The 11,633-nt window shown below is 63.2% G+C and carries 11 protein-coding genes; 5 read left to right on the top strand and 6 right to left on the bottom strand.

All coding sequences use genetic code 11. The features are described 5' to 3' along the window. Positions 1-41: 41 nt before the first annotated feature. Positions 42-1,526, bottom strand: coding sequence for a coiled-coil domain-containing protein (locus FH975_RS06265; protein ID WP_162320529.1), 1,485 nt, complete (start codon positions 1,524-1,526; stop codon positions 42-44). 120 nt (positions 1,527-1,646) lie between these two features. Between FH975_RS06265 and FH975_RS06260 the strand changes: the two genes are divergently transcribed. Together FH975_RS06260 and FH975_RS06255 are read left to right on the top strand one after the other, a co-directional pair. Next, positions 1,647-3,203 carry a S1C family serine protease gene (locus FH975_RS06260; protein WP_162320528.1) on the top strand — a complete coding sequence of 519 codons (1,557 nt, stop codon included), beginning with the start codon at positions 1,647-1,649 and terminating at the stop codon, positions 3,201-3,203. A gap of 6 nt (positions 3,204-3,209) precedes the next feature. Beyond that, entirely contained in the window at positions 3,210-3,989 is a 780-nt protein-coding gene (locus FH975_RS06255) for a PIG-L deacetylase family protein (protein WP_407938614.1), read from the top strand. Here FH975_RS06255 and FH975_RS06250 read toward each other — a convergent pair. From FH975_RS06250 to FH975_RS06240, 3 genes are all read right to left on the bottom strand, one after another. Then, positions 3,986-5,521 carry an anti-sigma factor domain-containing protein gene (locus FH975_RS06250; RefSeq protein WP_153078133.1) on the bottom strand — a complete coding sequence of 512 codons (1,536 nt, stop codon included), beginning with the start codon at positions 5,519-5,521 and terminating at the stop codon, positions 3,986-3,988. The two genes, FH975_RS06255 and FH975_RS06250, sit on opposite strands and share 4 nt — an antisense overlap. 79 nt (positions 5,522-5,600) lie before the next feature. Further along, the gene (locus FH975_RS06245) at positions 5,601-6,125 is read right to left on the bottom strand and encodes a tRNA (cytidine(34)-2'-O)-methyltransferase (RefSeq protein WP_153078134.1); all 525 of its coding nucleotides are present in this window, start codon (positions 6,123-6,125) and stop codon (positions 5,601-5,603) included. Next, positions 6,122-7,165 (bottom strand): J domain-containing protein, encoded by a 1,044-nt coding sequence (locus FH975_RS06240; protein WP_162320527.1) that lies wholly within the window; start codon positions 7,163-7,165, stop codon positions 6,122-6,124. The genes FH975_RS06245 and FH975_RS06240 overlap by 4 nt, the downstream gene beginning before the upstream one ends. A 37-nt stretch (positions 7,166-7,202) precedes the next feature. Between FH975_RS06240 and FH975_RS06235 the strand changes: the two genes are divergently transcribed. From FH975_RS06235 to FH975_RS06225, 3 genes are all read left to right on the top strand, one after another. Next, complete coding sequence (locus tag FH975_RS06235) at positions 7,203-8,411, top strand: cysteine desulfurase family protein (protein WP_162320526.1); 1,209 nt, start codon at positions 7,203-7,205, stop codon at positions 8,409-8,411. Between the two features lie 9 nt (positions 8,412-8,420). After that, positions 8,421-8,903, top strand: coding sequence for a YbaK/EbsC family protein (locus FH975_RS06230; protein WP_153078137.1), 483 nt, complete (start codon positions 8,421-8,423; stop codon positions 8,901-8,903). A 103-nt stretch (positions 8,904-9,006) separates the two neighbouring features. Continuing rightward, positions 9,007-10,731, top strand: coding sequence for an ABC-F family ATP-binding cassette domain-containing protein (locus tag FH975_RS06225; RefSeq protein ID WP_162320525.1), 1,725 nt, complete (start codon positions 9,007-9,009; stop codon positions 10,729-10,731). A gap of 13 nt (positions 10,732-10,744) precedes the next feature. Here FH975_RS06225 and FH975_RS06220 read toward each other — a convergent pair whose 3' ends face one another. Both FH975_RS06220 and FH975_RS16755 read right to left on the bottom strand, forming a co-directional pair. Further along, positions 10,745-11,311: an isochorismatase family protein gene (locus tag FH975_RS06220; RefSeq protein WP_162320524.1), complete on the bottom strand. Its 567-nt coding sequence runs from the start codon at positions 11,309-11,311 to the stop codon at positions 10,745-10,747. A 35-nt stretch (positions 11,312-11,346) separates the two neighbouring features. Further along, positions 11,347-11,481, bottom strand: a complete 135-nt coding sequence (locus tag FH975_RS16755) for a hypothetical protein (RefSeq protein WP_268896672.1) — start codon at positions 11,479-11,481, stop codon at positions 11,347-11,349. Between the last annotated feature and the right edge of the window lie 152 nt (positions 11,482-11,633).

The raw sequence follows: 11,633 nt of genomic DNA, 5'->3' as shown, positions 1-11,633 counted from the left end.
ATCAGCCCCTGGGAGGATATTTCTCAGCTGGCGAGCAGACATCAGAAAAACCCCCGACGACGACGCCGTCCGTAGCCGAACCCTCCGCCGTAACCCATAGGCCGGTGCCCACCGGGGTACCCGAACCCGCCGAATCCACCGCCGGTGCCGTACCCGCCGCCCATAGACTGCATCTGCGCAGTGGCTGCTTCCCGCTCCGCGATCTGCGCTGCTTGTACTGCAAGGGTCTTGGCCTGCTGGGCCAGCTCCACCGCCCGTGACGGCTGGGAATCTCCAATGGTCTGCGCCTCGGTGACGCAACGTTCAGCCTCTGCCATCCTGGTTCTGGCAGTGGAGGACACCCCGTAACGCCGTGACCGGAGAAAATCTAGTGAGGACTGGACTTGGTGGCGAGCTGTCAGCAGCTCATGCTGCAACATTTCGCGGGCCCTGCGGTCCTGGGCCTGCCGGTCACGCACCGAGTTCAGCGGGGCGTCCAACTCACGGTGGGCCAGCTCCAGCTGCTGGAGAAGTTCCAGTGGGTCGATCCGCTGTCCGGAGTCCAGGGCACGCTTCGCTTGGCTCACTGCTGTCTCAGCAGCGGCAATCGGGCCTGCCAGTTCAGGCGCCTGGCCGGCCTGGTAGGTGGCCTTGGCCTGGGCCAGATCCTGCTCGGTCTGGGCAATGCCCACATCAATGTTCTTGGCGGCGCTCTTGAGCCGTTCCTCGGCCTCTTCCATGGATTCCATGAGCCGCTGCGCGTCGGCGGCTGCCTGCTCTCCGGAGTGCAGTGCTACGACTGCTTCGGCCGTGTTTCCCTGGTCTATCGCCGAGGCCGCCTGCGCCCGTGACTCCTCCACGGCGTCGAGACTGGTACCCGATTGGTGAAGATTGTCGCGGTACTGGCGCAGAGCGTCGTCGTTATACCGTTCCGCCAGTCCGGTAAGGGCTGACTCTGCCCGCTCGCGGCGTTCCTGAAGCCTGTGCAGCTGGTCCACCAGCTCATTCAATGCTGGACTGGGGTCGCGTTCCAGATCCCGCAACTGGTCAAACTGGTCTTTATGCGACTGCAGCGTCTTGTTGACCTGTTCACAGTTCTTGATAATCCGCTTGTACAAGTCGCGGGATGCAGACTCCTCAGCGCTTTCTGAGGTGTCCACCTGCTGCTGCAGACGGAAAGATTCACTGAGGTGTTTCCTGGCTTCGTCCAGGTCTTCTTGGAAGGGGGCGACCTGCTCATCCCCATAGGAGGCGGAGGCGAAGAGCAGCTCTTGGTCGCTGGACTGCACCGCATTATCAGCGGCTACGAGAAGTTCGCCGGCTTGCAGTCTGAGCTCCTCGGTGGACTTCTGATCCAAGGGATCGCGTTCAAGCTGCTGCGGCCCCGAAGATGGACTCTGGATGAATCGTCGAGTCCGTTTCTTACCTCCGGAGAGGTAGACTGCCCCCACACCGATGAGCGCCAAAATGGCCGCACCGATGAGCAAAGGGCCAACGATCACAGCGCCGGTCGCCACAGGAAGCGTGAACAGGGTTTCTGGCACCATGGTCAGGAGTCTATAGGAGAAGACGCTGGCGAACACCGGCTAAGGGATTGTCCAGGTAGCTGTGGCACCGTCATCTGGTTGCTTGTCCGTCACCGTCCTAAGCAGGAGCAGCACACAACCATGTCCCAGAACACCAGCGGTGAGTCATCCGACCCGCAGCGTCCATCGTCGCCTGGGCCCAGCGCCCACATCCCCGCGCCGGGGGCGCCCATCACCAGGCCCGGAGAAACCGGGCCCGAGTCCTTCTCGGCCACGTCGGACCAGCCACCGTCGACAGAAGGTTCCCAGTCTTCGTACTCAAGCGACGTTGGCTCTGAGCCGAACCCGTGGACCCAGCCCCAAGAACCGCAGGACCGCCCTCCTAAGACCGCCAAGCGCGGTATCGGTGTGGGCGGTTTCGCTGCGGGCGTCATCATCGCCGGCCTGCTGGGAGGCGGTGCAGTCCTTGGTGGCCAGTACGTGTTCGACAACGCGAGTCAAGAATCTGCAGGCAACGGCACCGCAGGCGGCGGGATCGAGATCAACGCCCCGGAGAATGCCACCGCGATCACCGCAGCAGCTGATACTGCGGCTCCGTCAGTGGTGACTCTTGCCGTCGCCGGCGGAGACGGTGCCGGATCCGGCTCCGGGATCATCCTCGATGATCAGGGCCACGTGCTGACCAACACCCACGTGGTCACCCTCGGCGGTGCAGAGAGCGACCCGGAGATCCAGGTGCGGCTATCAGATGGTCGAGTCACGAGCGCCGAGGTGGTGGGCACGGACCCCCTTTCAGATCTCGCCGTGATCCAGCTGGCTGACACGGAGGATCTGGTGCCGGCCGAACTGGGCAGCTCCGCGGACCTCAATGTGGGTGATCAGACCATCGCTATCGGTGCTCCGCTGAACCTTGACGGAACAGTCACTACCGGAATCGTTTCCACGCTGGACCGCACGATTCAGGTGGCCTCAGCGGCCGTCGACCCGGAAGAGGGTGAGGATCCGGAGGGTTTCTTTGACGACGACGCCGAGGAGCTCCCTGAACCGCCGGGTCAGCCTGAAGAGCCAGGGGACCCGGAGGAGGAAGACGGGTACGGTTTCTTCTTCCCGGGCACCAACCCCACAGCGCAGCCGATCTCCCTGAACGTGATCCAGACTGATGCGGCCATCAACCAGGGCAACTCTGGAGGTGCGCTGGTGGACGGCGAGGGCCGGGTCATCGGAGTTAATGTGGCGATCGCCACCTCGGGAGGCGGCATGTTCGGTTCTGAAGGTGCCGGTTCCATCGGTGTGGGCTTTGCCATTCCGATCGATTACGCGGCCCGGGTCGCGGAGGACCTCATCGAAGAGGGCGAAGCGTCTCACGGTCTGCTCGGTGTCAACGTCTACCAGGCGTCATCCGACCCCGAGGTCAACGAGCGAAATATCGAGGTGTTCGAGGACGAAGACGGGCAGCCGATCCCGGTAGCCGGATTCAGCGTCGGAGGCCTTGTCACAGGTGTGGCGCCCGGTTCCCCGGCCGAGGATGCGGGGATCCAAGAAGGGGACATCATCGAGGCGGTCGAAGGCCGCCGGATTGAGGACGCCAACAATCTCACAGCGATCATCCGTGAGTACCGCGAAAATGAGACCGTGACTCTTTCCGTCATGCGCGACGGGGAAACGACCGAGGTAGAGGTCACCCTGACCTCTATGTGATCCCCGATGACGACGATGCCCGTCCCCGCCGCCCGCTTGTGCCCACCTGCTGAACTCATCGCCGAGCTCGGCCTGCACAAGGTGCTTGCCGTGTCCGCGCATCCGGACGACATTGACTTCGGAAGCGCAGCAACGATCGCCGCATTGACCGATGCTGGTGTCGAGGTCACTCTGTGCATGCTGACCACTGGTGACGCCGGTGGGTTCGACCCCGGTCGGAACGCTGAAGAGACGAGCCGACTCAGGAGGGCCGAGCAGGAGGCAGCTGCGGACGTCGTCGGGATATCCGAAGTGATTGTGCTGGATGAACGGGACGGTTTTGTCCAGCCCACCTCGCAGCTGGTGGGGGAGTTGGTGCGCGTGATGCGCCAGACCCAGCCCCAAGCGGTGCTGAGCTTCCACCCGGAGAGGGCGTGGGACCGACTGCAGAAAGCCCACCCCGACCATTTGGCGACCGGTGAGGCCGTGGTGCGGGCAGCGTACCCCTATGTGGAGAACCCCTTCGCATATCCAGAACTAGAGGCAGCGGGGTTGCCGGCGTTCAAAATCCAGCACCTTCTGCTGATGGGATCGCCAGCAGAACGCGTCAACCTCCGGGTGGACGTCACCGGATACCAGGATCGGAAACTTGCCGCGCTGGGCCGGCATTTCAGCCAGCATCGCGATGCTGACCGGATGCGGGAGTTCGTCGTGGAGCAGCTGCAGACCGCACACGGTGCTGGCGGTTATGCCGAGGAGTTCCACCACGTGGTCGTCAACGACCCCGCCCGGATCTCCGGGTTCTAATCCAGCGGAAGTTGGGCCACGATGTCACCCTGCGGACGCTCTTCACCGCGCACTTCTTCGACAGTGACCAGCAGCGCCTGGTGCTGGGCCAAATTATTGATGTCGATGATTTCATCTTCTAGCTGGTCAGCGGTGAAATTTCCTATTGAGGCAGGTTCACCGGCACCGCTGGGAAGAAGCCACAGCTGATACGTCTGGTCGCCTTCAGTGCCGGGAACATCCTCGAACTGGACATATCCGACATCTTCGGTGGGAGCGAGGACCGCGTCGATGGTCCCGCCCTGCTCCATTTGGTAGTCCTCCACTAGTGAGGCATCAGGGTCGGCATCGGCGATGGCCTGGACGTCGCGGGGGACGGTGAACTGCCAGATGACCAAGGCCCCGATGAGCACAATCGCTATGAACCCGGCAATGAACATCCACTTTTTGACCACAGGTTTACGGCGTTCGTCCTCCCCGGTGTGGTTGGAGATGTCCTCCACCAGCGACACCCCGACCTCTTGGCCGCCGAGTCCTTCCAGGAGTTCCTCCAGCAGAGTAGAGGGAGGAGCCACCGGGTCGGAGGCGAAAATCTCTGCCAGTGTCCGCCGTGCTGCGAGCACACGGGTCTCCCACTGCTGGGCTTCCTCCGGAGAGGCCGTGAGTGCTTTCTCATCGAGCAGTGCGCGTTCCGCATCGTCCACGGCGTCGAGTGCGTAGAGCTCCGCGAGCTCCACCAGCAGACCTTTGTCCAGATCGGCAGCAATCTGGTTCGAGAAGTTGCGGTTCACGCCTCCGGAGCGCTCCAGATCTTCCTTGGTGACCGCGGCGCGGAGGATAGGGTCGGTGCCGGTGTCCCGGGCTTCGCGCTGGCTGTGTAGACGCGTCATGGCATCGCGCAGCCTGGATTTGATCGACGGCACCGCCGCGCCGACCGTTTCGGCCACCTCCTGGTGGGGGATACCCGCCAGGAAGGTCAGCGCCAGGGCTTGGGCCTGAGAGTCGGAGAGCGCCAGCAGATCTTCCAGCACCTCTTCGGGAAGACCGGCGACGCCGCCGCCTTCACTTTGCGGCACGGGCGTCAGTGGAATCGGGCTCGTGCTGCGGTCGCGGAATCGCTCCACGAAAATCCGGTGCGTCAGCGGGATGAGCCATTCTAAGACCAACTCATACTCATTGGGTCGGTAGCTGGGACTCTCCGGACTGACATCTGCGAACTCCTCCGTCAGCAGCTGAGATGCCTGAGTTTGCAGCCGAAGGTCACGAGCCCGAGCGTCAGCCTGATCCCAAAGATGCCGGTAGACCGCGATCGTCGAAGAGTGCGCGTGATCGTACTCTGCGTGCATGATGAGCGCCAGCCCGTAGACCACGTCGGCGGTGGCATCAAAGAACGCAGAGAACGCAGCCTGGTCCCCCTGCGCAGTGCTCGTCAGCAGATCCGTCAGAGTGGGCTGTTCGATCTGCTGGTGGTGATCAAGTTCCACCGGTGTTTCGGCGACCGGTGCGGCCTCTTGGGGGGAGGCCGCCTCATCGCGGCGGGGAGTCTCGCTCATAAGGCCGAGTCTAGTCAGCGGACCTGAATGCTGAGGCGACCAACACCCACCCGGAGCCGTGCATCTCTGTGCGCCAGGATCACACAGCGCCGTTGAAGCGACATTGCCGCCAGGCCTCATACACGGCAATCGACACGGAGTTCGCGAGGTTGAGGCTGCGCCTTCCGGGCAGCATGGGGATACGCACAGTTCCAGTCACCCGTGGGTCCTCTTTGACGGAGGTGTCCAGACCCGTGGACTCTCGGCCGAAGAGCAGAACGTCCGCGGGGCGGTAGCTGACATCGGTATGGGCCGTGGAGCCCTCTCCGGTGAAGGCGAAGACCCGCGCGGCCGCAGCCTCGCCGGTACCAGGGGGCGGTGTAACCAGGTTGCTGGAGACCCCAAGGTGCGCATAGGCGGCCTCGAGGTCCTCGTGTTCGGTCATCACAGCGAGATCGTGGTAATCCAAGCCTGCCCGCTTGAGCTTGGCATCGGAGAAGTCGAACAGGGTCGGTCCGGCGATGTGCAGCTCAAATCCGGCAACGGCAGCGAGCCGGATGATGTTGCCGGTGTTACCGGGTATCTCCGGCTGATCCAGCACAATGCGTAGTCCTACACCGCTCATAGGTCATCCGGCACAGCAAGCCTGCCGCGCAGCGCTGCCATGAGGTGACGATTGACCACATTTGCCTGTTCAGATTCGGAGAGCACATTGACCAGATGGCCAATGGCGCGCCCGGCAGCGAGTGGCATGTGTCCACGCCGTCCCGCCCCTTGAGGCTCGACCACGGGGTGGAATAGGTCCCCATCGGCAGCGATGAGAATGTGCTGCCAGTCGGTGGTGATGGGGCCGTCCCCAGCGCCCAGCGACCGCAACTGGCGATTCAGACTGTTGCGCAGCAGCTTTGCCGCGGTCGCAAGGTCTGGCAGGGCCAAGCCCCTCCCGGCCACGCGCAGCGTACGGCCGTCCCACGAGGCGGTCGAGCCTGGCACCTCTAACCCACTCACCAACACCAGAGTGGACCCGCAGACCACCACATGGTCCACGCGATCGGAGCTCTTCGGCACCCGCAGCTGACCCTTCCGGTCAAGCTCGGGTGCATCCAGGGCCACGTCATTGAAAAGTCTTGCTGCAGGAAGCGCGCTGAGCACGTGCTTCTCCAACAGCCCGGAGGTGCGACGCTGTCGGCGCTTGGTCCGGCCCCCGAAGAGCCCACCGGACTCGAATGCACCGTGGGTCTTCTGGCTGGTCAGGGTCAGGTTCAGCGGCTCCGGCTCCGTAAGCGGCGGCACATAGACGGGTGGCTGGTCTGCGCTGGGGGAGCGGGAAGCCGACCTGCGCCGCGTCCGAGTTTCTGAAGGGCGCGGGCCTGCCCCGCGTGCAGCCGCGCTGCGCGAATAGGTGAACCCAGTGCCCTCTTCCGTGGGGGCAGGCGTTGCTGCCGAGGGCGCGGAGCCTGTCTGGCGGCGTCGTCGATCATATTGTGCGCGGTTCTCAGGGGAGCCGAGAACATCCCAGGCGGCTTGGATCTGGTGGAATCTCTCCGCGGTGCCACCGCGATCAGGATGGTGTTCCCGGGCGGCGCGACGGTAGGCGGCACGAATGACCTGGGGCTCGGCGTCAGGCGCCACGCCCAGCACTGTGTAGAAGTCCGGCTCATTCATCAGAGACACCAGATTACCGCGCGTAGAATCGGTGGTGATGTCCCGCTACTTCGATCACGCCGCGACCACCCCAGTGAAACCCACTGCGGTGCAGGTGCTCACCGAGCAGATGCCGAGGCTCGCCAACCCCTCTTCGCTGCATGGTTCCGGACGACGAGCGCGATTAGCTGTGGACTCTGCACGCTCTCAAGTTGCGGCCGCCGCCGGCGCAGATCCGTCTGAGGTGATCTTCACCTCAGGTGGCACGGAAGCCGACAATCTGGCGCTGAAGGGTCTCTATTGGCAACGCCGGGCCGGTGATTCCCGGCGGCGCCGCATTCTGCTGCCCGGCACCGAACACCATGCGGTGCTGGATACAGCTGAATGGCTTGAGGCCCAGCACGGCGCCGAACTTGTCATCATTCCGGTAGACGGTGAGGGGATGGTGGACATGGCCGCGCTCGGACAGTTGCTCAGCCATAACCCCGAGACGATCGCTCTGGTGACGGTGATGTGGGCCAATAATGAGATCGGCGCAGTTCAGCCAATAGCGGATATCGGACGACTCTGCGCAGAAGCAGAAATTCCCTTCCACACTGATGCAGTGCAGGCATTCGGCTCGCTGCCGGTCAGTTTCGCTGAGTCCTCGGCGTCCACCATGGCGCTGAGCGGACACAAGATCGGGGCCCCGGTGGGGATCGGAGCGCTGCTGGTGCGCAGGGATGTGAAGCTCGTTCCGGTGCTCCACGGCGGGGGTCAGGAGCGCGATATCCGGTCCGGAACTCTGGATGCACCAGGGATCTGTGCGTTCGGTGCTGTGGCGGAAGAAACGGTGGCCCACCTTCCGGAGGAGGCCGCCCGGCTTGCTGGCCTGCGCGATCAGCTCTTGGACGCCGCCCTTGAGTTAGAGGGGGTCCATCTCTGCGGGCCGGACCCGCGTATCTCACCACCGCTGAGGATGCCGAACAATCTGCACATCATTGTCGATGGCGCGGAGGGTGACTCGCTGCTGTTCATGCTGGATATGGCAGGGTTCGACACCGCCACGGGATCAGCTTGTACCGCTGGGGTCCCGCGCCCGTCACATGTGCTGTTGGCTATGGGCCTCACCGAGGTTCAAGCCCGCGGAGCCCAGCGATTCTCCTTGGGTTGGACGACCACTGAGAACGACGTCGCGGCCCTAGCTGAAGCGCTGCCAGGAATCATTGCCCGCTCCCGGAGCGCTGGCCTTGCGGCAGACACGCCCCGCTCCGCCGCACAACGGTAGGTTGGTGACATGGGAACCGCCAAACATCCTGCAGTGCAACGAGTTCTTGACAGTCTCGCCGAACATGGCATTCACCCAGAGGTGACGTGGTTCGACGACGCCACGACTACGGCTCAGCTGGCCGCTGACGCCCTCGGGGTTGATGTTGGGCAGATCGCGAACTCTTTGGTGTTTACATTCGACGAGGAGCCTGTTCTAGTGCTCACCTCCGGCGCCCACCGGGTGGATACCGAGTGGTTGGGTGACCAGTTGGGAGGGGCCATCGGCAGGGCCTCCAAGGACGTGGTGCAGGGCGCCACAGGCCAGGTCATCGGAGGCGTGGCACCGGTGGGGCATCCCCAACCAGTGCTGACCTACGTGGATCCCGCGCTCGCTGATTATTCGCAGGTGTGGGCCGCAGCCGGACACCCCAAGACTGTCTTTCCCACCACCTATGACCAGCTGCTGGAGGTCACCGGCGGAACTCCCCAAGCTGTCAGACCCAAGACATAAATCATGCGCTAAAGTGGCGTATATGAAGCGTTGAGTCACAGCTCATTCCTGCGTCGGCGGCGGATCGCCCGGCAGGATTCCTGACGATTTTCGAAGGAAAACTGTGACCTTGCGAACCACCTCCCGTTCGGCGCACCTGCGTGCTGAGGGGATTTCTGTCTCCTTTGCTGACCGCCGCGTCCTGACTGACATCTCCTTCACCGTCGCTGCAGGGGAGCGGGCGGCGATCATCGGCGAGAACGGCACTGGGAAATCGACCCTCCTCCGTGTGCTCGCCGGGCTTCTTACTCCTGACGCCGGTGATGTGCGGGCTGCAGCACCAGCCGTTGGGGCACCGCGGATCGGCCTGCTTCACCAAGAGCCTCCTTTTGCAGCTGAGAGTTCGGTGGCAGAGGTGCTTGAGGACGCCATCGTCCCTGTTCGCGCGGCCGAACATGCCTTGGAGGAGACTGCTGCGGAGCTGGCCGTACATCCGGCAGATGAGCGCGTGCAGGCCCGATACTCCCGAGCTTTGGACACCGCTGAGCAGCTTGGAGTGTGGGACATCAGTTCTCGCATCGACGCCACCCTGGACGGACTCGGCGTAGGCAGTATCCGGCGTACCCGTGCGGCGGGGACACTGTCCGGAGGGCAGCAGGCTCGTCTCTCTCTGGCCTGGTTGCTGCTCAACAGTCCCGACTTCCTCCTGTTGGACGAGCCGACCAACCACCTGGACGACGACGCCATTGTCTACCTCCGCACGGTGCTGAGTCAGTGGCGCGGTGCAGTGGTTTTCGCCAGCCATGACCGGGCGTTCCTGGACGACTCCGCCACCACTCTCATCGACTTGGATCCTTCGCCACTAGCCGAGTCAGTGGCAGGACCCTTGACGCAGGGCGGTTTTGGCAGCGGGATTGGTGTCACTCGTTTCACCGGCAGTTACACGGACTACCTCCGCGAGCGCATGGATGCCCAGCAGCGATGGTGGGCCCAGTACCGCGATGAGCAGAGCGAGCTGAAGCGACTCCGGGCCACGCAGCGGGACAGTCATACAGTGGGACATGAAGACTGGAAGCCACGGACCGAAGCCAGGAGCGCAGCGAAGTTCTACGCTGACCGCAACGCCAAGGTCGTTTCACGTCGCATCACAGATGCCCGGCGTCGATTGGAAACCTTAGAAGCCGAGCAAATCCGCAAACCTCCAAGAGTCCTCTCCTTCAGAGGACTGAGCTCAGCAGGGACTCAACGCAGTTCACACCAGCGATCCGGAACCCTCCTCAGGGTCGCCGCGGCAGCAGTGGAAGGCCGTCTTCGGCAGACGTCGCTGACCATTGGTGCAGGCGAAAAGTGGCTGATTACCGGGTCCAATGGTTCGGGGAAGTCCACTCTGCTCGCCCTCCTGGCGGGTGCACTGCAGCCCAGTTCAGGCGCGGTGGATCACCCGTCACGGATCTCCGTCGGCATGCTCAGGCAGGACCACATGCTGCCTGATCCCGCCGGGCGAGGACCAGGGCGAACAGTGAGTCAGGCGTACATCGACGCAGTGGGCCCTCAACGGGCGCACGAGGTACCCTTGCGGACTTTCGGGCTTTTGCCGGCTCAGGATGAGGACCGCGAGCTGACGGAGCTGAGCGTGGGGCAACAGCGGCGCCTGGCATTGGCAGTAGTTCTCGCGGATCCGCCTGAGCTGCTGCTGTTGGATGAACCGACCAATCACTTTTCAGTTCTCCTGGCCACGCAGATTGAAGCCGCTATCCGCGAATACCCAGGTGCCGTCGTCGTCGCCTCTCACGACCGCTGGTTACGGAAGACATGGGAGGGTCACCGGATAGAACTCAGCGGGGTTTGAGTGAGACCACGGGTCAGCGTGCGATGAGCTCGCGAGTGGTGGTGACGGTCGCGAATTCGCCGTGCAGATTAGTTGCCGTGACCTGGGCCAGCGTATCCGCGGCAATCATATTTCCATCCGGAGACCGACGGTCAAAAGTATGGGTGGCATCCAGGGCGAAGAACACCGTGTAGCCCAGGTTTCCGCCGACGCGTGCAGTGGTTTCGCAACAGTGATTGGTGGTGATCCCAGCGATGACCAGGCCCTCAATTCCCTGTTTCTGGAGCCACGCATGCAGATCGGGAGTGCCGTGGAAACTGGAGTTCACGCTCTTGGCCACCAACAGATCAGGCTCCCCTGTTACGACGTCATGGAACGCGTTGCCCGGGTGGTCAGGGTGAAGTGGTGAGTGGGAGTCACTGGAATCATGGCGGACGAACACCACGGGACGCCCCTTTACCCTCCAATGGTGGAGCAGGGCCTCAATATTGGCCTCGCAAGCGGAGTTATTCCGCGGGCCCCAGTAGCTCGCGTCGCTGAAAGCCTTTTGGGCGTCAACGGTGATCAGGGCTGTGCGCTCGGCACTATCTGGGATGCTCATGCTGCCATTATCCGGGATCGCCTGGTCCCGTCACCTCAGAGCTTTCGCGGCAGGAGTCCCATCAGCGTAGAGGTGAAGGCCGATTGCAACCCCTCATGGAGCTCAATGTGCAGCACACCCAGGGCGGGCTCCTCCGCATACGCGGCGAGGAGACTAGGTGGCGTTGGCACGTAGGACGACAGAGCACCTGCTTGGACCGCGACATCGCCCCACTAAAGTCTTGCCGCGACCCCGGGGATGCGCAGGCTCTGCATCTTCTCGCTGTGAAGGCGTACCGCCATCACCCAGAGGGTTGCCCCAGGAAATGTCAGATACCTTGGAG

Origin of the sequence: Nesterenkonia haasae, assembly GCF_010119385.1 — a bacterium.
GTDB lineage: Bacteria > Actinomycetota > Actinomycetes > Actinomycetales > Micrococcaceae > Nesterenkonia > Nesterenkonia haasae.
The sequence above is the reverse complement of the archived record's forward strand: the minus strand, read 5'-3'. Positions and strand labels throughout refer to the sequence as shown.